The sequence below is a fragment of the Streptomyces sp. NPDC037273 genome, assembly GCF_055603625.1.
Window position 1 is genome coordinate 43,193 of the sequence record NZ_JBVJVO010000015.1, and the last position, 20,659, is coordinate 63,851.

Here is a 20,659-nt window from a genome sequence, read left to right on the forward strand (position 1 = left end):
CACGAGCGCAGGAGCACCGCCATGGCCCAGACACGCGTATCCCGACGCCGCATCGCCACGGCCACCGCCGTCGCGATCGCCGTCACCCTCGGTCCCCTGGCGGCCCTTCCCGCCGTGGCCACGACGGCCACGGCCGGGGAGGAGGCGCCCCGGGCCGATGTCCTGCGCCTGCGCAGCGACGCGCAGTTCAGGGGCGGCGGCCCGACGGGCTTCCTGGCCTACCACGTCGTCGACTCCAGGGCGGTCTTCGAGTGGACGCGGTACGAGACCGGCGTCACCACCACGCTGCCCCCGGGCAGCTACACGGTCGGCCGTGGGACGGACATCGTCAGGAAGTCGAACGGAGCCGTCCAGTCCTTGTACGACATGGCCACGGGCGCGGACCCCGTCGTCATCGACACGAGCCTGCTCGGCGAGGGCTACACGACGGTGGGCGCCGCCGGCTTCACCCTCGTCGCGAAGAAGCCCAACACGGCTGGCGGCCAGGACCTCCACCTCGTGACCAAGCCGCAGGACACCGTCCTCGACCAGCAGGTCACCGGCCTGCCGGCCGACGCCGTGATCACGCGCGTGGACATCGACTCCCCCGACGCCGCCCTGGTCCTGTACTCGGCCACCGTGGACGGGACGGCCAAGAGCCGTGCCGCCGTGGTGGACATCAGGACCGGGACGGTCGTGGCGGAGTACGACGCGCCACAGGTGACGGCGTCCAGCGACACCGCGCTGTCGGCCACGCACGTCGCCTGGGTCGAGATGTCCTCGCTGACCTCCAGCACCGCCCTGGCCATCGTCGCGGTCCGCCGGGACACCGGTGCGACCGAGCGCATCCCCCTGCGCCAAGCCCGCGACTTCTCGGTCGACCTCGTCGGCGACTGGCTGACGTACGGGATTCGGGGAGGCTACGACGCCTCGACCCCGAACCCCCTCCTCGCACTCACCGCCCGATCGCTGACGACCGGTGCCACAGTCAAGCTCCTGGACGACTTCGCGGGCCCCAACTCGGGTCCCGCCGGTACCCAGATGGTGCGGGGCGGCACGCTGACCGACGGCGAGGGCGTCTACCGGATCTCCGCCGGGGCCGACGGCACCCCCGTCGCCGAGCTCGTGGCGAGCACCGGCATCCCCACCACGTTCAGCGTGGTGAGCGAGAGCGTCCCCACGGGCTTCGACTTCGACCAGGTCCCCGCCCCGTTCTCCACGTCCTGGACCCTCAGCCGCCCCCAAGGAAACGTGTGGCTTGAGCTGACCCACACGGAGACCGGCAAGAAGACCACGGTGTACGGCAAGCGCGGCGACGGACCGTCCAGCAGAGTGGTGCAGTGGGACGGAACCTTCGGCTGGGGCGCCAACATCCTCCCGGCCCCCAACGGCGCCTACACCTGGCGCATGACCACCCACCCCACGAACGGCATCGGTCCCACCGAGAAGACCGGCACCTTCACCGTCACCCGCAAGGCCGTCCCACACGACTTCAACGACAACGGCACCCCGGACCTGATCCTCCGGGAGCACTCCGGGCAGCTCTCCCTCTACAACACCAAGACCCCGCTGGCCACATGGGACTCCGGCACCCCCGAGCGCCTCGGGACCGGTTGGAACATCTACGACCGCCTCGTCTCCCCCGGCAACATCGCCGGCGCCCCCCACGCCGACATCCTCGCCCGCGACAAGGACGGCAACCTCTGGCTCTACCAGGGCACCGGCCGCGCCCTCGCCCCCCGAGCGAGGATCGGCACCGGCTGGCAGACCTACGCGCTGATCACCGGCGGCAGCGACCTCACCAACGACGGCAAGCCCGATCTCCTCGCCACCGACAAGACCGGCGGCCTCTGGCTCTACCCCGGCACAGGCAACACCAACACCCCCCTCGGCGCCCGCAAGAAGATCGGCACCGGCTGGGGCATCTACAACCAGATCACCGCCACCGCCGACATCGGCGGCGCCCCCGCCGGCGACCTCGTCGCCCGCGACAAGGACGGCGTCCTCTGGCAGTACCCCGGCAAGGGCGACGGCACCTTCGGCCCCCGCACCCGCCTCGGCGGCGGCTGGAACGCGTACACCGGCCTCACCGGCTTCGGCGACGCCGACCGCGACGGTCACGCCGACCTCGTGGCGATCACCATCAACGGAACCCCGTACCTCTACAAGGGCACCGGCGACAGCCGCGTCCCCTTCCAGGCCCCTCAACCCCTCTACAGCTACGGCCCCGGCGGCTGGGACCCCACCCTGCTCTGACCCACCGTCGCAACCGTCGCCCACACCGTCTTCCCGACACACCGCCCCTTCACCCCCCACGCGGTGGCCAGGGTGGCCACGAGCAGCAGCCCGTAGCCACCCTCGTCGGGCTCCGGGCACGGTTCCGGCCTCCGCTCGCCCCGCGCGTCGGACAGCTCGACGTGTACGTGGCCCTCGCCCCGCTCCATCCGCACCTCGAAGTCCCTGCCCGGCACCCTGCCGTGCCTCACCGCGTTGCTCGCCAGTTCCGCGACCACCAGCTCCACCGCCTCCGCGGCCGCCCCTGTCACCCCCCAGTCCCCCAGCTGCTGCACTGCCAGTAACCGCGCCAATCGCGCGCCCCGGCGCGTTGCCGAGAGCCGGAGCGTGAACTCACCGGTTGGGGTGGAGGTTTCGGATTTCATGCCTTGAGCCTGAAGCCCCCGCCGTACGCTGACCAGCAGCGACGCGACGACGCTGGGTAACTGTACGGGTGCGCCAAGAAGGCGGTACGGATGTCGGGCAACGAGGAGGAGGGGCCGGAACGGCCCTCCGAGATGGACGGGACGGCGCACCTCTTCAGGGCGCTCGGTAAGCAGATCAAAGTGCTGAGGAAGAACGCCGGGCTGAGCCAGGCGGAGCTCGCCGAGAGCACGCATTGCAGCGAGGACCTCGTCTCCGCGATCGAGCGGGGCGTGCGCACGCCACAGCCGGACTTCCTGGAGCGTGTGGACCGGGCGTTGGGGGCGGGGGGTGTGCTGGTGGCACCCCTGGATGAACTGAGGGACGCGCAGGCGAGGGCGCGGGTGCGGCATCCGGATTGGTTCCGGAGCTTCGCGAAGGCGGAAGCGGAGGCCGTCGCTCTGCACTACTACGCCGTGCAGGCGGTGCCAGGCATTCTGCAGACACCGGCATACGCGGAGGCCGTCTTCCGATATCGCCGTCCGCTCTACGACGAGGAGACGATCGAGACGCGGTTGGCGGACCGGCTGGCCCGACAGGTCATCTTCGACAAGTGGCCAGGGCCGACGATGAGTTTCGTCGTCGAGGAGTCAGTACTGCGTCGCCCCCTCGGCGGCCGGGACGCCTTCCGGGAGCAGCTGCGTCGGATCATCGAGGTCGCTCACCTGAGGACCGTGCACGTCCAGATCATGCCTACCGATCGCGAGGAACACCCGGCGCTGGGTGGTGCATTCACCCTGCTCACTCCAAGGGGGCGGCGGGAGGTCGCGTACGCCGAGATCTACGACCATCCACGCCTGATCACCGACCCGGAAGAGGTCCGCATGTACACCGAACGCTATGGGATCATCCGGGCGCAGGCACTCACGCCCCGCGAGTCCCTGGAGTTGATCGAGAAGATGCTGGGAGAGCTATGAGCACCACCGGTCTGACCTGGTTCAAGAGCAGCTACAGCAGCGGCGAGGGCGGCGAGTGCATCGAAGTCGCCTACAGCTGGCGTAAGTCCAGCTACAGCAGCGGCGAAGGCGGCAACTGCGTCGAGATCGCCGCCCACCCCACCCTCATCCACATCCGCGACTCCAAGAACCCCCACGGCCCCCAGCTCGCCGTATCCCCCACCTCCTGGGCCACGTTCCTGGACGTAGCATCCGGGGCGTGACCTCCAAGAACTTCGTTCTCTTCGATGTCGACGGCACTTTGATGGACGCCGTCGAGAACCAGCGCCGCATGTGGCACGAGTGGGCCGCGCGGTACGGGCTTGACGGGGACGAGGTGTACGCGGTGGCGTTGCGGACGCGGCCGGTGGAGACGTTCGCGGCCGTGGTGCCGGACGAGGACCCGGAGGAGTGCCTCGCCCTCCTGCATGAGCTGGAGGACGAGGACGTCCGGACGGGGGTGTACGGAGCGTTCGAGGGGGCAGCCGAGCTGCTCGCGGCGCTGCCGGCGGACCGGTGGGCGTTGGTGACGTCGAACTATGAGCATCGGGTGCGGGGGCGGTTCGAGAGGACGGGGCTGCCGATTCCCGGGCTGGTGGTCGACGCGGCTTCGGTGGCGGAGGGGAAGCCGTCGCCGGTCCCGTACCTCACGGCCGCACAGAAGCTGAAAGCTGATCCGGCGGAGTGTCTCGTCATCGAGGACGCGCCGTCGGGGGTGCGGTCGGGGGTGGCGGCCGGGATGACGGTGTGGTCGGTGAACGGGGCGGTGGAGGTCGGCGCGCACCGGCACTTCGGGTCGTTGGCGGAGGCGGCGCCGTACATTCTGGGGGCCCTCGCCTAGGGCCGTCCGGGCGCCTCGCGGAAGAGGGTCAGGAGGGCTTGGCCCTGAGGGGCGTCCGCGTCGAAGAACTGGGTGGTGAGGGTGCGGGGCACAGAGGGGCCGTGCGTGCGGACCTCGTGGCAGGTGAAGCAGAAGGCGGCTTCGAAGAGCGGGAGGTCGAGGGCGTCGTCGTACGCACGGATGCTCCAGCCGGGCGAGAAGCCGCAGCGGAACTGTTCGCTGCCGGGCAGGGTCTCGATCAGGGTCAGGGCGTCGGCGGCTTCCGCGCCGGTCCAGTGGGCGACCGTCGGGCCGGGGTAGGGGGCGCCGCGCCCGACCGGGAGGCCGGTGATCCTCACGACCTCGATGAGGGCGGTGGCGGTGAGGGCGTCGGCGGGGAGCTGCATGGGCCCAGTCTGCCCGGCCGTGGCGTGGGCCGTTCGGTCAGTAGCTGCCGCGCCAGATGGTCAGTTTGAGCTGGACGAAGCCCGTGTCGCGGCCACCGGCGGTGAGTTCGGCGAGGGCGATGAGTCCGGTCGGGGCGAGGATGCAGAAACGGTCGCCCACGTCGCTCCAGACGCTGAACTGGTCCGTGAACCGGGTGACGGTGCTGCACGTCTCGTAGGTGCCGGGTTCTTTGCGGTCCAGGACGACGAACTGTGCCGTGCGGGTCTGCAACCAGCTGGAGTACCAGTAGATCTCCTCCTGGTCGTCGCGGCTGACCGGGCGCAGTTTGTCGAGGGCGAAGCCGTAGTCCTCGGTGAGTTCGACGGTGGCCGTCTTGTAGACGTCGGAGGCCTTGCCGTTCGAGGTCGGTGTCGGGCTCGGGGTGGTGCTGGACGTCTCCGGCGCGGCCGTCGTGGTCGTGGGGGGCGGTGTGCTCGCCGTGGTGGTCTCGACCGGCGGTGCGGTGGCGACCGTCGGGGTCGCTTTCGGGGTGGCCGTCGGCGAGTGCAGGAACACGGGAAGGCCCAGGAAGCCGAGGAGCAGGCCGACTACGCCGGTGAGCGCCGAGATCCACGCGGGCGCGTCGGCGAAGCGCCTGCGGCGGGGTGGCTCGTCGGCGTTGGGGACGGGCTGCGGCTGGGTGGGCGTCGGATCCGCGGCCGGTGGCTGTGTGGGCGGTTCGGGCATGGTCGGCATGGGCTCTCCCCCCGGAGTCCGTGTGAGCGTGCCGCATTGTGGTCGGCTTGAATCCGAACTGGGCCTGGGAATCGGAAGGTTGGCCAAATCGTTGCCCTGCATCCCCAGCGGCCCCAGGGGGTTCCAGCCGGCTGTCAGACCCCCGTGAGAGGCTTCATGTCACCCGAACCACAGGGGGAGATCTCATGATCAGCATGCGCAGCACGACCAGGAAGACCTGGAAGGCCGGCATCACCGCCGCCGTGGCGGTCGCCGTCGCGATGGCCGCCACCGCCGGGACGGCGTTCGGCGCCGGGGACCCGGGGGCGGCCGCCGGGAAGGCGCGGGCGGAGGCCGAGCGGGAGGCGCGGACCGCGCCGAGTGCGCGGGGGCTCGCGGGTGACGCGGAGGCGGTCGAGACGCCGACGTTCTCGATGCCGGCCGTCGACAAGCAGTCGGGCGAGCTGTACCTGTACTTCGCGGACCGGACCGGTGGCTTCAAGCCCCGGGAGCTGGTGAGTGTGTCGTTCGAGGCGTTCGCGGACTCGATATCCGTCGACAACGACAAGGACGGGTGGAGCGACGGGAGCTGGGCCGTCTACAAGGACGGACGGCTGACGTTCGGCTGGATCGACGAGTCGATGCAGTACCAGTCGAGGGACGTCGGCACGGGGTGGAACACGTACACGAAGGTGCTGTCGCCGGGCAGCCTGGGCGGGGCGCCCGAGGCGGACCTGCTCGCCGTCGACAAGGACGGTGTGCTCTGGCAGTACCTGGCCTACCCCGAGGGCAAGCTCACGCCGCGCCAGCGGCTCGGCGGCGGCTGGGGGCAGTACACGCAGGTCGAGGGCCAGGGCGATCTGACCGGTGACGGCAAGCCGGACATCGTGGCGCGCGACACCGACGGTGTCCTGTGGCTGTACAAGGGCACGGGCGACTACACGGCGCCCTTCACGGGCCGTACGAAGGTCGGCGGCGGCTGGAACACGTACGACCGCATCCTGTCCGTCGGCGACCTCGACGCGGACGGCGTCTCCGACCTCGTCGCCCGCAAGGCCAACGGGGAGCTGTTCCGGTACTCGGGGACGGGCAGCGCGGACGGCTCGCTGTACAAGGCGCCGGTGAAGATCGGGTACGGCTTCCAGGTCTACAACCTGCTGTAGATCTGCGCAGATCTGTAGGGCTGCACAGAGCTGCAGAGCTGCAGAAACGCGTAGTTGATCTCCGTACAACCCCTCGACTCCCTCGTATGTCTGTTTGGGTGTGGCGCGGCTCGCGCCCTCAGGAAACGACGAGGGAGTCTGGGTTGTCCCACTCGCGAAGCACCATCACCAGGTCTCGGCTGGTGACGGCGGCGATCGCCGCCGCGCTGGCGGTCACCGGGGGGCTGCCGGCGACGGCGTCCGCCGCCGTGGCCGTGACTCCGGCGGTGGTGTCGGCCCCCGCCGGGCCCCTCGCCTTCCCGAAGGCGTCGGAGATCGTCAGCGCGGGCGCCACCGGCTTCCTCAGCAGGAGCACCGGCGGCGAGTACCGCTGGACCCGCTACTCCGACGGGACCTCGACGGTGCTGCCGAGTCCGGGCGGACCGGTCATCGGCGCGGCCTCGGACGTCGTCGCGACCACGACCGCCGACTACGTCGTGCAGATCCGGGACATGGCGACCGGCGCGGTGCCCGTCGAGTTCGACCTGAGGAAGCTCGGGCCCGGCGTCGACGTCGCGATCGGCATGGTCGGTTCCAGTGTGCTGACCAGCGTCCACGCCGTCACCGGCGCCGAGGCTCTGCACGTCGTGTCCCACGACGCCGGGGGCGTCCTCCTGGACCAGGCCGTCACCGGACTGCCCGCCGACGCCGCGCACTTCGTCGTCCGGTCCGCCGTGCCGGGTACCGCGCTCGTCTCGTACTGGGCCGGTGGCAGGACCCGGTACGCCGTCGTCGACGTGGCCGCGCACGCGGTGGTGGAGACGTACGAGAACCCGGCACCCGCCTCCGACTCCGCCTCCGTCGCGCTCTCCGGCACGCACGTGGCCTGGGTGGAGCAGACGCTGAACGCGTACTGGCAGCCGATCAAGACCGTGGTCGTCGCCGACCGGCAGCGGCCCGGGGTCACGGAGCGCTTCATCGTCGGGAAGGCCACCGGGGTCACCGTCGGTCTGACGGGCTCGTGGGTGGTGTACGGGGAGGACGCCACGGACTCCCAGGACGCGCGCCTGCCGCTCGTCGCCAAGTCCCTGGACGCCGCCGCACCGGACAAGGAGCTTCTGGAGCACGCCACGAGCCTGACGACCGCGCCCGACGGCACGCTCCTCGTGCGGGGTGGGTCCCTCGTGGAGAGTGAGGCGGAGGGCCTGTTCCGCGTGGCGGCCGGGGAGGGCGGGGTGGACCGCCGACTGGTGGCTCCCAGCGGCGAGGTGACACAGCTCGCGGTCACGGGGTACGACGTGCCCGGGGTGGTGGACCTCGACGAGAGCCGTCCCGCCGCTCGCTTCACGTTCGACGTGAACCGGACCAACGTGCGCGTGACGATGCGGGCGGGGATGTGGACCGGCACCGGCTCCGACCTCGGCAGGCAGCCCGGCTCCGTGCTCGTCACGTGGGACGGCACCCATGAGTACGGCGATTACGGGCTGCGCGAGGCCATGGCCAACGGCACGTACCAGTGGACGGCGGAGATCGTGCCGACCGACGGCGTGGGGAGGGCGGTGAAGCTCCAGGGCACGTTCACCGTGACCCGGGCGCCCCGGCCGCACGACTTCGACGACGACGGTGACCCCGACCTGCTCAGCATCGGCGAGGAAGGCGAGCTCCTCTGGCACGAGGACAGGAGGGGCTGGTCCCGCTGGGGAACCGGCTGGAGCATCTACGACCGCCTCTCGGTCCCCGGCGACCTCGGCGGCACCAGCCGGCCCGACGTCGTCGCCCGCGACAAGAACGGCTACCTCTGGCTCTACGAGGGCGGTCCGAGGGAGAACCCGCTCTCGCCGCGCACCCGGATCGGCACCGGCTGGCAGATCTACGACAAGATCGCCGGCGGCAGCGACGTCAACGCCGACGGCAAGCCCGACCTCCTCGCCACCGACAAGACCGGCGGCCTCTGGCTCTACCCCGGCACCGGCGACATCCGCACCCCCTTCGGCGCCCGCAAGAAGATCGGCACCGGCTGGGGGATCTACAACGAGATCGCCGCCACCGGGAACATCGCCGGCGCTCCCGCCGGTGACCTCGTCGCCCGCGACAAGGACGGCGTCCTCTGGCAGTACCTCGGCAAGGGCGACGGCACCTTCGCCGGCCGCACGAGGATCGGCACCGGCTGGAACACGTACGGCCGGATCCTCGCCGTCGGCGACGTCGACAACGACGGCCGCAACGACCTGCTGGCATACACCCCGAACCCGTCCGGGCTCGGCGAGCAAGTCCCCGTCTACCTCTACAAGGGCACGGGCGACTGGAGTTCACCCTTTGGGCCCCGGACCGTGCAGGACGCTCCCGTCCAGCGCGCGCGCCTGGTCTTCTAGCCCCCTCTTCACGGAAAAGGAACCGATCCTTGACCCGCACGCAGCACCGCGCACCGTCCCGTTCGCGACTTCTCACCGCCGCCATCGCGGCGTCCCTGGCCGTCACCGCCGGGACCCTGGCGGCGGCCCCCGTGGCCGTCGCCGGGACGCCGGCCGTGGCGCCGGCGGCCGCGACCGTCCAGGCCGCGACCGCCGAGGCCCCGATCGCCTTCCCGCTCGCGTCGGAGATCGTCAGCGCGGGTGAGACCGGGTTCCTGAGCAAGAGCGACGCCGGTGAGTACCGGTGGACGAAGCTGTCCGACGGGACGACCAGCGATCTGGGGTCGGAGGAGGTGCTCGGCGCCGCGTCGGACGTGGTCGTGACGCGGCCCGGGATCAACACGGTCCGGCTCAGGGACATGGCGACGGGCGCGGCGCCGGTCGACATCTGGATCAACATGCTGGGCGGGGGCACGCACACGCCGATCGGCGCGGTGGGGGCCACGGTGCTCGACAGCGTGGCGCCCGCCGACGGCGGGACCAAGCTGCACCTCGTGACGCACGAGGCGGACGGGAGCACGGGGAACCACGCGGTGACGGGGCTGCCGGCGGACGCGAGCGCGCTGACGTTCGCGGCCGGGATTCCCGGTACGGCGCTCGTGGGCTACACGTCGGGCGGGGCGAGCCACTTCGCGGTGGTGGACCTGGCGACGCGGGCGGTGACGGAGACGTACGACAACGCCGGGCCGGTCGGGCACGCGCAGTCGGCGGCGGTGTCGGCCACGCATGTGGCGTGGGTGCAGGAGAAGCCGCGTTCGGACGGCTTCTTCGACGAGCAGCTGATCGTCAAGGACCGGAAGTCGGGCGAGACGAAGACGCTGAACACCGGCGGCGGACTCGTGAAGGTCGGGCTCGTGGACGGCTGGGTCGTCTACGGCGAGGACGTGTCCGACCCGTTCGCGTCCCGCACTCAGCCCCGGGCGGTCAGCCTGACGGGGGCGACCGGGTGGAAGCCGTGGATCGAGCACGTGACGAGCGTGACGGCAGCCCCGGACGGCACGCTGCTCGCGCGCGGCGGGTCGGAGGACAACGCCGAGGGCGAGGGGCTGTACCGGGTGCGCGGCGGCGCCACGGTGACCCGGGAGCTGGTGGCGAGGACGGGTGAGCAGACGAACGTCTCCCTGACGTCCGGCCCCGACATCCCGGCGGTGGTCGACCTCGACAAGAACCAGGGCGTCGTCCCGTTCACGATCGGCGTGAGCCGGCGGAACGTGCGGGTGAACGTCATGATCTCGAAGGCGGCGACGCCCACCGTCACCGAGTGGCACGGCGAGATCCGGCCCACGGAGGGTCCGACCGGGCCCGGGACGATGAGCATCGACTGGGAGGGGAACCGTTCGGCCTTCGAGGGAGGGCTCACGCCGTGGGGTGACGTCACCAACGGCGACTACGTGTGGCAGGTCAGCGTGACGCCGGCCGACGGGGTCGGCAAGGGCGTGGGGGTGAGCGGCACCATGAAGGTGGTCCGCGCTCCGAAGGTCCACGACTTCTCCGACAACGGTTCGCCCGACCTGTTCGCGGTGGACTCGGCGACCGGTGACGTGTCGGTGTTCGAGGGCTCCTACCTGCCGTCGCAGAAGGGCTTCAACTGGTTCGAGGGCGCCACGCTCGCCGGCTGGGGAGGCCTCTACGACCGGTTCGTCACGCCCGGGGACTTCGGCGGGATGAGCACGGCGCCCGAGCTGATCACACGCGACAGGAGCGGCGGTCTGTGGATGCACCCGGGCACGGGCAGCCTCGCCTTCGCGCCCCGGGTGAAGATCGGGACGGGCTGGCAGGTCTACGACAAGATCGTCGGCGGCAGCGACGTGACCGGCGACGGCAGGCCGGACGTGCTCGCCACGGACACGGCCGGCGGCCTGTGGCTCTACCCGGCCACCGGCAACTACAACACGCCGCTCGGCCCCCGCAAGCAGATCGGCACCGGCTGGGGGATCTACAACGAGGTCACCGCCGTCGGGAACATCGCCGGCGCCCCCGCCGGTGACCTCGTCGCCCGCGACAAGGACGGCAACCTCTGGCAGTACCTCGGCAAGGGCGACGGCACCTTCGCGCCCCGCACGAAGATCGGCACCGGGTGGAACACGTACGCCCGGCTCGTCGGCACCGGGGACATCGACCGGGACGGCAGGAACGACCTGGTCGCGTTCGACAGGTCCGACCCCACGGCGCGCATGTACTGGTACGGCGGGACGGGTGACTGGCAGGCGCCGTTCAAGCCGCGTACCGAGAACTACTTCCAGAACTCGATGACCGACCGCGACTGGTTCTAGCCGCCGACTCCGGGGCGAGTTTGCCCAACAGGTCACCTTTTGCGGGTGGTTAAGGCCGGGCTCCCTTCACCTGATCGATATTCAGATCGAAAGGGAGCTCGGCTACTGTGTCGCCCATGGGGGAACTGGAACAAGGCTCTGCTTTCGACGGCCTGAGCGGCAGCGGAGCCATGCCGCTGGAGTCGGGTGACCCCCGGCGGATCGGGGCGTTCCGGCTGCTCGGGGTGCTCGGGTCCGGCGGGATGGGCCGGGTGTACCTCGGGGCCGTGCCCGGGAAGTTCGCGGCGGTGAAGCGGGTGCTGCCCGTACTCGCCGAGGACGCGGACTTCCTGAACCACTTCGGGCACGAGCTGGACAACCTGGCCCGGCTGCCCGCCGGGGCGAACACCAAGCTCCTCGCGAGCGACCGCACCGCCAAACCGCCTTGGTTCGCCACGGAGTTCATCCCCGGCATCACCCTCAACGAGGCCATCCGGCTCAACGGCGCCCCGCTGACCGGCGACGCCCTCTGGCGCCTCCTCCGGGACGCGGCCGCCGGGCTCAAGGTCGTCCACGGCGCCGACATGGTGCACCGCGACCTCAAGCCGTCCAACGTCATGCTGACCGGCGACGGCCTCTCCCTCATCGACTTCGGCGTCGCCCGCGCCGCCGACCAGAGCCGGCTCACCAAGACCGGCATGGTCATCGGCACGCCCGCCTACATGGCCCCCGAGCAGGCCGTCGCCGACCGCCGGCTGACCGGCGCGGCCGACGTCTTCGCCCTCGGCAGCCTCCTCCTGTACGCGGCGAACGGCCGGCCCCCCTTCGGCGACGGTTCCGGCCCCGACCTCCTCTACCGGGTGGTCCACGCCGAGCCCGAGTTCGGGAAGCTCGCCGACTCCGAGCCCGAACTCGCGGAGCTCGTACGGAAATGCCTCGCCAAGGACCCCGCGGACCGGCCGACGGCCGAGGAGCTCATCGGCCTCACCGAGGAGCGCGCGGCGGGCGCGGCCTGGCCCGCGCCGGTCGCCGAGCGGATCGGCGAGCGCGCCGTCTTCGCCGCGAAGGCGCCGACGGCCGAGCACCTGACGGAGCTGGAGAAGGCCGAGCCGTCCGAGGACGTCGCCACCGCCTCGCTCACCCCGCAGGCCGGCAAGGAGCCCGCGACGGCCTCGCCCGACCCGCTGGCGGTCACCGGACCGGGCGGCGCGGGCGCGGGCTTGGGCTCCGGCTCGGGCTCGGGCTCGGGTGAGCAGCGCAGGCGCCGGAATCGGTTCGTCATGCTCGCCGTACCGGTCGTCGTGGCCACCGGCACCACGCTGACCGTCGCCCTCGGCCCGTACCAGATCGGCCGCCTCGGCGCGGGCCCCAGCGCCTCGCCCTCGCCCTCCGCCGTCGTCTCCCAGCCCGCCGCGCCGCCCACCAGCGGGCCCGGCTCCCCGTCCTCCAAGTCCCCTTCCTCGCAGGCCCCTTCCTCCCGGCCGCCGGGCTCGACCCCGCCCGGTGACGGCGGCGCGGCGGTCGGCGGCGGTGCCGTCGGCGGCGCGGTCGGCGGTGGCGCCGGTGGTTCGGGGACGCTGCCCGGGGGTGCGGGGGGCGGCGGGAGCGCGTCGACGTCCGGCGGGTCCGGGTCGGGCTCGGGATCGGGTTCCGGCTCGGGTTCCGGGTCGGGTTCCGGGTCGGGTTCCGCATCGGGTGGTTCCAACCCGGCGCCCACGTCGCGGCCGACGACCAGGACCCCCGCGCCACCGCCCTCCGGCGGTTCGGCGCCCTCGGGGACGTACTCCATCGAGAGCGTCTCCAGCGGGGAGTGCCTGGAGGAGTCCAATCCCGGGTACGCGATCCTGGTCAACACCGCCCCGTGCGGCACCCCGCCCAGCAGCGGCACGATCTCGTACGTCTGGACGTACTCGCCCGGCGCGAACGGCACGTTCCGGCTGGTCAACAAGAAGACCGGGCACTGTCTGCAGCCCGGCGGGACGCCCGGCTTCACCGCCGTGGCCTGCAACGGCTCCAGCGTCCAGTCCTGGAAGATCAACAGCAAGACGTCCGCCGGGATGACCATCAAGAACGTGAACAGCGGCCAGTGCATGGTCGCCGGACCGCCGTTCATGATGCAGTACACCTGCGACCCGGGCAGCAGCACGCACCTCTGGAGGAACGTCTCCGCCGTCTACTAGACGCCGAAGACCGGGACCGTCACGTCGCCCTCCGCACGGAAGGCGACGGTCAGTTCCATGCCGACGCGGAGGTCCTCCTCGGCGACGCCGACGACCTCCGTCATCATGCGCGGCCCTTCGGCGAGGTCGACGACGGCGGCGACGTACGGGACGCGGTCGCCGAACGGCGGGAGGTCGTTCCGGTGGACGACGGACCAGGTGTAGAGGGTGGCCCGGCCGCTCGCCGGGCGCCAGGCGACGTCCTCGCTCCAGCAGTGCGGGCAGAACTCGCGCGGGTAGTGGTGGGGGCGGTCGCAGGCGGCGCAGTGGCGCAGGAGCAGGGTGCCCTCGGCGGCGGCGTCCCAGTACGGGCGGGTGAACGCGTCGATGTCGGGGGTGGCGGCGTTCGTCGTCATCAGAAGAGTCCGATCGCGGAGTCGAGGGACCAGGTCTGCCAGGACATGGCGAGGAGCGCGACGAGGGAGATGAGCGCCATCATCGCGTTCTGCCCCTGCTCGGCCCAGTCGTGGATCATCAGGACGAGGTAGAGGAGGTTGAGGAGGAGGCCGCCGACCAGGGCGACCGGGGTGAGGAACCCGGCGATCAGGCCGAGGCCCAGGGCGAGTTCGGCGTAGACGACGACGTACGCCATGAGCTTGGGCCGGGGGGCGACGACGGTCTCGAAGCCCTTCTTGACCTGCGGCCACTTGTGCTTGCCGGCGACGTCGGCGGCCCAGGCGATGCCGGTGCCGCGCTCGAACCAGCCCTTCTTGTCCTTGTGGCGCCAGCTCTCCAGCCACCACAGGCCGAGGCCTATGCGGAGGACGGCGAGCCATTCGGCGCCGGTGAGCCAGACGGTCTGCATGCGCGCTCCCTGGAAGAGCCTGATCTGACGGTACGTCAGTTCAGCGCAGGGTGGGCGGCGAGCGCAAGAGGCGGGGCGTGCGAGGGTGCGACCGGAGGCCATGGGGGGCGCCGGTCGTCCCGCGTGACCGTTTCGCAACCGAAATCCCTCTTGACCGAGACCCACTGCGTGTACACGTCATTACGCTCAGCATTCATGGTCACCACCACCCCCCAACCACCCGTCCACCCCGTGTACGTCATCGGCGGCGGACCCGGTGGACTCGCCGTCGCCGCCGCCCTGGGCGCGCGGGGCGTCCGGGCCGTCGTCCTGGAGAAGTCCGACGCCGTCGGCGCCTCCTGGCGCACCCACTACGACCGGCTGCGGCTGCACACCACCCGGCGGCTCTCCGCACTGCCCGGCCTGAAGATGCCCCGCTCGTTCGGCCGCTGGGTGGCCCGCGCCGACGTCGTGCGCTACCTGGAGAAGTACGCCGAGCGGCACGAGCTGGAGGTCGTGACCGGCGTCGAGGTCTTCCGCGTGGAGCGCGCCGGGACCGACTGGGTCCTGCACGCGACGGGCGGCCGGCGGCTCACCGGACGCGCGGTGGTCGTGGCGACCGGCTACAACCACACCCCGCACGTCCCCGACTGGCCCGGCCGCGACGCGTACGAGGGCGAGCTGAACCACGCGAAGGGCTACCGCAACCCGGAGCCGTACAAGGGCAAGGACGTCCTCGTCGTCGGCGCGGGCAACACCGGCGCCGAGATCGCCGCCGACCTCGCCGACGGCGACGCGGCCCGCGTACGGCTCGCGATACGGACCGTCCCGCACATCGTGCGCCGCACCACCGCCGGCTGGCCCGCCCAGCGCACCGGCATCCTCGTCCGCCGCCTCCCGGTCGCCCTCGTCGACCGCATGGGCCACCTGATGGCCCGCCTCGCCACCCCCGACCTCTCCGCCCACGGCCTCCCCCGCCCGACCTCCGGCCTCGCCACCCGCCAGCGCGAAGGCGCGGTCCCGGTCCAGGACGTCGGCCTCATCGACGCCGTACGGTCCGGCAAGGTCGAGATCGTCGCCGCCGTCGAAGCCTTCGAGGGCGGCGACGTCGTACTCGCCGACGGCAGCCGCCTCACCCCCGACGCCGTCATCGCCGCCACCGGCTACCGCCGCGCCCTCGAACCCCTCCTCGGCCACCTGGACGTGCTCGACGCCCACGGGCGGCCGGTGGCGCACGGGGCGCGCTCCCCGCGCGAGGCGCCCGGCCTGTACTTCACCGGCTTCACGAACCCGATCAGCGGGATGTTCCGCGAGCTGGCGCTGGACGCGGAGCGGATCGCGCGCCGGATCGCGCGGTCGAGGTAGTCACAGCGGAGGTCAGAACAGGTTCAGGCCCTTCCAGCCCCAGCCCGCCTTGATCCTGGGCTTCAGGCCGCCGTTGCCGTCGCCGTCGTAGCGCCACAGGACGCCGTCGGCGCCCAGGGCGAGGACGTCGGTGACGCCGTCGCCGGAGAGGTCGCCTGCGCCGGTGAGGGTGAGGTTCTTCCAGCCCCAGCCGATCTTGTAGGCGGCGCCGCGCTCGTAGCGGTAGAGGTCGCCGGACGGGTAGAGGCCGAGGTGGTTCTGGTAGCCGCTGTGGGTGAAGGCGCCGACGCCGGTGAAGCGCTGGCCGGTGTAGCCGGTGCCGACCCGCTCGCGGGCCTGGAAGCCGCCGCGGCCGTTGCCCGGGTACTGCCAGGTCGCTCCGACGCCGTCGACGGCGAGGATGTCGGCGTAACCGTCCTCGGTGAGGTCGCCGACGCCGGTGACCTTGAAGTCCTTCCAGCCCGTGCCGACCTTCACCTTGGGCGCGAAGCCGCCGGCGGCGTTGCCGTCGAGCCGCCAGAGGCCGCCGCCGGCGTCCTGGGCGAGGGCGTCGGGACGGCCGTCGCCGTTGAGGTCGCCGGCGGCGGTGAAGCGGTAGCCCTTCCAGCCCCAGCCGGCCTTCCGGCGCGGCTGGTAGCCGCCGGTGCCGTTGCCGTCGTAGCGCCAGAGGACGCCGTCGGTGCCGACCGCGAGGAGGTCGGGCCGGCCGTCGCCGCCGTAGTCGCGGCGGAAGGTGCCGTGGGGGTTCCAGCCGCGGGGCGGGGCCCAGGAGACGTTGTAGACACTGGTGCCGGGGGCCGAGAGGAGCTTGGGGGTGGCGCCGGACGTGGTGGCGCTCACGACGTGGAGGCCGACGCCTTGTTCGACGTACGCGAGCTGCGAGCCGTCCGGCGACCAGTCGAGCTGGGAGGCGTTCACACGCTCGGACAGGGTGTACTCGCCGCCGGCGTCCAGGACATGGATGCCTTCCCGGCTGAACGCGATCCGCCGGTCCGTCGGCGAGAACGTCGGGGAATAGCCGTCGGCCACGACCTCCGGCTCGCCTCCCTTGCGCGGGTCCCAGACGCTGATGTGGGTGTTGGTGCCCATGGCGATGCGCCCGTCCCAGGCCACGTCGAACTCGGCGCCCGGGAGGCGCGCCTGGTTGAAGACGAAGTCGAGCCCGGAGCCGTCGACTCCGACCCGCATCATGAAAGCCGTGTCCGTGTGGGGGTACGACTCATTCCAGAGGCTGAAGTAGAGCGCCCTGCCGTCGGGGGTCCACCCGATCACCTCGTCGGGACGGCCCTCGGGGTAATAGAAGCCCTGGCGGACGAGGCGGGCGTTGCGTCCGTCCGCGTCGGCGATCCAGATGCTGTGGTTCTTGCTGTTGATGAAGGCGATGCGCGTGCCGTCGGGCGAGAAGACGACCCCGTTGATGTCGGGCGCGGTGAGGCCCGGGCCGGTGGGCGTGAGGACGCGACGGTCGGTGCCGTCGGCGTTGACCGTGACGAGGGCACGTCGGCCGACGCCGTCGACGTACGTGTACTCGGTGAAGGCCACGCGGGCCTTCGGCGCGCCCTCGGCGGCCTGGGCCGGGACGGTGACCGTCATGGTGAGCGCGGCGGAGGTGGCGAGGGCGGCCAGGGCGGTGGCGAGTGCGCGGCGGCGGCCTCGGCGGCTGGTGGTGCGGGTCAAGTGATCCCCCCATTGCGGTTGACGTCGGACGTTTCGGGCACGTCGTCCGAGAGGTGAGACCCGCCATCGGGTCGAAGGGTTGCACGGGTCTCGGCGGGCGGATCGGGGACGGGCGCCGCACACCCATTCCTGACTGGGCGTCAGTTCTGTAATCTGACTAAGCGTCAGGTGTATACGGGATCGGTGAAGGGGCGGGCGGAACGAATGCTTGGATCGACTCACGGCACCTTCACCACCGATCTCCGCGCCCGCGTGGTCGCCTGCGGCGAATCGTCCCGGGCCGCCGTGCACGGCGTCACCGCCGCACCAGGCGACCGCGATGTCAGCGGGCGTCCGCTGCACGCCCTGGTCCCGGACCTCGAACGCTTCTTCCGGCCGCAGTCCGTCGCCGTCGTCGGTGCCTCGGACGCCGAGGGCCGGCCCAACACCGGGATCACCCGGCAGCTGCTCGCCTGGGCCGAGCGGGTCGGCGCACGCCTCGTGCCGGTGCACCCGACCCGTGAGACGGTCTTCGGGATCGACTGCGTGCCGTCCGTCGGCGCGCTGACCGAACCCGTCGACCTGGCCGTCCTCCTGGTGGGCGACCCCCTGCCCGTCATCGAGGAACTGGCGGACACGAAGGTGAGGTTCGCCGTCGCGTTCGCGTCCGGCTTCGCCGAGACCGGCGAGGAGGGCGCCGCCGCGCAGGAACGTCTCGCCGCCGCCGTGGCCCGGTCCGGACTCCGGCTGCTCGGCCCCAACACCAACCTGAACGCCTTCGAGCGGTTCCGCGAGGACCTCGAAGGCCCGGCGGTCGCGCTCATCACCCAGTCCGGCCACCAGGGGCGGCCCGTCTTCACGCTCCAGGAGATCGGCGTCCGGATCTCCCACTGGGCGCCCGTGGGCAACGAGGCCGACCTGGAGACCGCCGACTTCATCTCGTACTTCTCCGGGCTTCCCGAGGTCGGCGCCATCGCCTGTTACGTGGAGGGCCTGAAGGACGGCCGGTCGTTCCTGCTCGCCGCCGACCGGGCCGCGCGCCAGGGCGTGCCGGTGGTCGCCGTGAAGGTCGGCAGGACCGAGACCGGGGCCCGTACGGCCGCCTCCCACACCGGGAAGCTCACCGGAGCCGACCGGGTCGTGGACGCGGCCATGCGCCAGTTCGGGGTCATCCGGGTCGACGGGCTCGACCAGCTCCAGGACACGTCGACGCTCCTCGCCCGCGCCCGCCGGCCGGTCGCGGACGGCGTCGTCGTCTACTCGATCTCCGGCGGTACGGGTGCCCACTTCGCCGACCTGGCCACGGCGGCGGGCCTCGAACTCCCCACCCTGCCGCAGGCCAAGCAGGACGAACTGCACCAGTGGATACCCGAGTACCTGAGCGTCGCGAACCCCGTCGACAACGGCGGGCACCCGGTCGGCGACTGGCGCGGCCGGAAGATCATCGACGCGATCCTCGCCGACCCGTCCGTCGGCGTCCTCATCTGTCCCATCACCGGACCCTTCCCACCCATGAGCGACAAGCTCGCCCAGGACCTCGTCGACGCGGCCGAGGCGACGGACAAGCTGGTGTGCGTGGTGTGGGGTTCGCCGGTCGGGACGGAGGAGGCGTACCGCACGACCCTGCTCGGCTCCTCGCGCGTCGCCACCTTCCGTACCTTCGGGAACTGCATCGGGGCCGTGAAGGCCTACCTCGACCACCACCGGTTCACGGCCGGCTACCGCTCCCCCTTCGACGAGGCCCCCCGCACCCCCTCCCCCTCCTTCCGCAAGGCCCAGGCCCTCATGCGGCCCGGCCGGCGGCTCAGCGAACACGCGGCGAAGCAGCTGCTCAGGGCGTACGGGATACGGGTGCCGCGCGAGCAGCTCGTGACGAGCGCGGCGGCGGCCGTCCGGGCCGCCGGCCTCGTCGGCTACCCGGTCGTGATGAAGGCCTCCGGCGCCCAGCTCGCCCACAAGACCGAACTCGGCCTCGTCAAAGTCGGGCTGACCTCGGCGAGCCAGGTCCGCGACGCCTACCGCGAACTCACCGACATCGCCCGCTTCGAGTCCATCGACCTCGACGGCATCCTGGTCTGCCAGATGGTCGGCCGCGGCATCGAAATGGTGGTGGGCGTGACCCGCGACGAACTGTTCGGACCGACCGTGACCGTCGGCCTCGGCGGGGTCCTCGTCGAAGTCCTCGACGACACCTCCGTCCGCGTCCCGCCCTTCGACGAGCACGAAGCCCGCTCCATGCTCGCCGAACTCCGCGGCCACGCCCTCCTCGACGGCGTCCGCGGCGCGCCCCCCGCCGACGTCGACGCCCTCGTCGAGGTCGTCCTGCGCGTCCAGCGCATGGCCCTCGAACTCGACGGCGACCTCGCCGAACTCGACATCAACCCGCTGATGGTCCTACCACGCGGCCAGGGCGCGGTGGCCCTCGACGCGCTCGCGGTCTGCCGATAGGAGCCCCCGCCATGCCCGATGTGCTGCACGTCGTCGAGAACGGCGTCTCCTGGATCACCCTCAACCGCCCCGAAGCGATGAACGCCGTCACCTGGGACCAGCGCGAGCGGATCATCGCCCTCCTCGCCGACGCCTCCGCCGACCCCGCCGTCCGCTCCGTCGTCCTCACCGCCACCGGCCGCGGCTTCTGCGCGGGCGCCGACCTGCGGGGCTCCCCGTCCACCGACCGCGAACAGGTCGCCGGCGACGTGGCCCGCATGATCCGGCTCGGCGCCCAGCGCTTCATTGGCGCCGTCCTGGACTGCGAGAAGCCGGTGATCGCCGCCGTCAACGGCACGGCGGCCGGCATCGGCGCCCACCTCGCCCTCGCCTGCGACCTCGTCATCGCCGCCGAACCCGCCCGCTTCATCGAGGTCTTCGTACGCCGCGGCCTCGTCCCCGACGGCGGCGGCGCCTACCTCCTCCCCCGCCTGATCGGCCCCCAGCGCGCCAAGGAACTGATGTTCTTCGGCGACGCCCTCCCCGCCGCCGAGGCGGAGCGCCTGGGCCTGGTCAACCGGGTCGTCCCACCCGAAGACCTGGAGAAAACCGCCCGCACCTGGGCCGAGCGCCTCGCCCAAGGCCCCACCCGCGCCCTCGCCCTCACCAAACAGCTCGTCAACAGCTCCCTCGACACCGACCGCACCACCGCCTTCGCCGCCGAGGCCACCGCCCAGGAGCTCAACATGACCACCCGGGACGCGAAGGAGGGCGTGGCGAGCTTCGTGGAGCGGCGGGAGCCCACGTACGAGGGGCGCTGACCGATGCCGTCCCCCCGGGTCCTAAGGTG

17 protein-coding genes are annotated in these 20,659 nt (G+C 71.8%); 11 read left to right on the forward strand and 6 right to left on the reverse strand.

Features of this window, described 5'->3' with window-relative positions; genetic code table 11:
- Positions 1 to 21 precede the first annotated feature (21 nt).
- Positions 22 to 2,235 (forward strand): hypothetical protein, encoded by a 2,214-nt coding sequence (locus ACZ7G1_RS30935; RefSeq protein ID WP_470876834.1) that lies wholly within the window; start codon positions 22 to 24, stop codon positions 2,233 to 2,235.
- On the opposite strand, the gene ACZ7G1_RS30940 is transcribed toward ACZ7G1_RS30935, so the two are convergent.
- Positions 2,199 to 2,639, reverse strand: a complete 441-nt coding sequence (locus ACZ7G1_RS30940) for an ATP-binding protein (RefSeq protein ID WP_470876833.1) — start codon at positions 2,637 to 2,639, stop codon at positions 2,199 to 2,201. The two genes, ACZ7G1_RS30935 and ACZ7G1_RS30940, sit on opposite strands and share 37 nt — an antisense overlap.
- Before the next feature lie 90 nt (positions 2,640 to 2,729).
- On the opposite strand from ACZ7G1_RS30940, the gene ACZ7G1_RS30945 reads away from it, so the two are divergent.
- From ACZ7G1_RS30945 to ACZ7G1_RS30955, 3 genes are read left to right on the forward strand one after another with little or no spacing between them, the layout of a single operon-like run.
- Positions 2,730 to 3,593 (forward strand): helix-turn-helix domain-containing protein, encoded by an 864-nt coding sequence (locus tag ACZ7G1_RS30945; RefSeq protein WP_470876831.1) that lies wholly within the window; start codon positions 2,730 to 2,732, stop codon positions 3,591 to 3,593.
- A complete protein-coding gene (locus tag ACZ7G1_RS30950) occupies positions 3,590 to 3,835 on the forward strand; it encodes a DUF397 domain-containing protein (RefSeq protein WP_470876829.1) in 246 nt (81 codons plus the stop codon). Before ACZ7G1_RS30945 ends, ACZ7G1_RS30950 begins: the two co-directional genes overlap by 4 nt.
- Complete coding sequence (locus ACZ7G1_RS30955) at positions 3,832 to 4,452, forward strand: HAD family hydrolase (protein WP_470876827.1); 621 nt, start codon at positions 3,832 to 3,834, stop codon at positions 4,450 to 4,452. Before ACZ7G1_RS30950 ends, ACZ7G1_RS30955 begins: the two co-directional genes overlap by 4 nt.
- On the opposite strand, the gene ACZ7G1_RS30960 is transcribed toward ACZ7G1_RS30955, so the two are convergent.
- Positions 4,449 to 4,838 (reverse strand): hypothetical protein, encoded by a 390-nt coding sequence (locus tag ACZ7G1_RS30960; RefSeq protein ID WP_470876825.1) that lies wholly within the window; start codon positions 4,836 to 4,838, stop codon positions 4,449 to 4,451. The two genes, ACZ7G1_RS30955 and ACZ7G1_RS30960, sit on opposite strands and share 4 nt — an antisense overlap.
- Positions 4,839 to 4,875: 37 nt before the next feature.
- A complete protein-coding gene (locus ACZ7G1_RS30965; RefSeq protein WP_470876823.1) occupies positions 4,876 to 5,574 on the reverse strand; it encodes a hypothetical protein in 699 nt (232 codons plus the stop codon).
- A 194-nt stretch (positions 5,575 to 5,768) separates the two neighbouring features.
- Between ACZ7G1_RS30965 and ACZ7G1_RS30970 the strand changes: the two genes are divergently transcribed.
- From ACZ7G1_RS30970 to ACZ7G1_RS30985, 4 genes are all read left to right on the forward strand, one after another.
- A complete protein-coding gene (locus ACZ7G1_RS30970) occupies positions 5,769 to 6,716 on the forward strand; it encodes an FG-GAP repeat domain-containing protein (RefSeq protein WP_470876821.1) in 948 nt (315 codons plus the stop codon).
- A gap of 143 nt (positions 6,717 to 6,859) precedes the next feature.
- The gene (locus ACZ7G1_RS30975) at positions 6,860 to 9,067 is read left to right on the forward strand and encodes an FG-GAP repeat domain-containing protein (RefSeq protein WP_470876818.1); all 2,208 of its coding nucleotides are present in this window, start codon (positions 6,860 to 6,862) and stop codon (positions 9,065 to 9,067) included.
- Positions 9,068 to 9,096: 29 nt separating this feature from the next.
- Positions 9,097 to 11,379 carry an FG-GAP repeat domain-containing protein gene (locus ACZ7G1_RS30980; RefSeq protein ID WP_470876816.1) on the forward strand — a complete coding sequence of 761 codons (2,283 nt, stop codon included), beginning with the start codon at positions 9,097 to 9,099 and terminating at the stop codon, positions 11,377 to 11,379.
- Positions 11,380 to 11,495: 116 nt separating this feature from the next.
- Complete coding sequence (locus tag ACZ7G1_RS30985; RefSeq protein WP_470876814.1) at positions 11,496 to 13,538, forward strand: serine/threonine-protein kinase; 2,043 nt, start codon at positions 11,496 to 11,498, stop codon at positions 13,536 to 13,538.
- Here the strand turns inward: ACZ7G1_RS30985 and ACZ7G1_RS30990 are convergent.
- Positions 13,535 to 13,933, reverse strand: a complete 399-nt coding sequence (locus ACZ7G1_RS30990; protein ID WP_470876812.1) for a Zn-ribbon domain-containing OB-fold protein — start codon at positions 13,931 to 13,933, stop codon at positions 13,535 to 13,537. The genes ACZ7G1_RS30985 and ACZ7G1_RS30990 overlap by 4 nt on opposite strands.
- Positions 13,933 to 14,382 carry a DoxX family membrane protein gene (locus ACZ7G1_RS30995; RefSeq protein ID WP_470876810.1) on the reverse strand — a complete coding sequence of 150 codons (450 nt, stop codon included), beginning with the start codon at positions 14,380 to 14,382 and terminating at the stop codon, positions 13,933 to 13,935. Before ACZ7G1_RS30995 ends, ACZ7G1_RS30990 begins: the two co-directional genes overlap by 1 nt.
- 195 nt (positions 14,383 to 14,577) lie before the next feature.
- Here ACZ7G1_RS30995 and ACZ7G1_RS31000 point away from each other — a divergent pair, with 195 nt between their 5' ends.
- Positions 14,578 to 15,726, forward strand: coding sequence for a flavin-containing monooxygenase (locus tag ACZ7G1_RS31000; RefSeq protein WP_470876808.1), 1,149 nt, complete (start codon positions 14,578 to 14,580; stop codon positions 15,724 to 15,726).
- Between the two features lie 12 nt (positions 15,727 to 15,738).
- On the opposite strand, the gene ACZ7G1_RS31005 is transcribed toward ACZ7G1_RS31000, so the two are convergent.
- Positions 15,739 to 17,403, reverse strand: coding sequence for an FG-GAP-like repeat-containing protein (locus ACZ7G1_RS31005; protein ID WP_470876806.1), 1,665 nt, complete (start codon positions 17,401 to 17,403; stop codon positions 15,739 to 15,741).
- Positions 17,404 to 17,607: 204 nt separating this feature from the next.
- On the opposite strand from ACZ7G1_RS31005, the gene ACZ7G1_RS31010 reads away from it, so the two are divergent.
- Complete coding sequence (locus ACZ7G1_RS31010) at positions 17,608 to 19,830, forward strand: acetate--CoA ligase family protein (RefSeq protein WP_470876804.1); 2,223 nt, start codon at positions 17,608 to 17,610, stop codon at positions 19,828 to 19,830.
- An 11-nt stretch (positions 19,831 to 19,841) separates the two neighbouring features.
- Positions 19,842 to 20,630, forward strand: a complete 789-nt coding sequence (locus tag ACZ7G1_RS31015) for an enoyl-CoA hydratase/isomerase family protein (protein ID WP_470876802.1) — start codon at positions 19,842 to 19,844, stop codon at positions 20,628 to 20,630.
- Positions 20,631 to 20,659 lie beyond the last annotated feature (29 nt).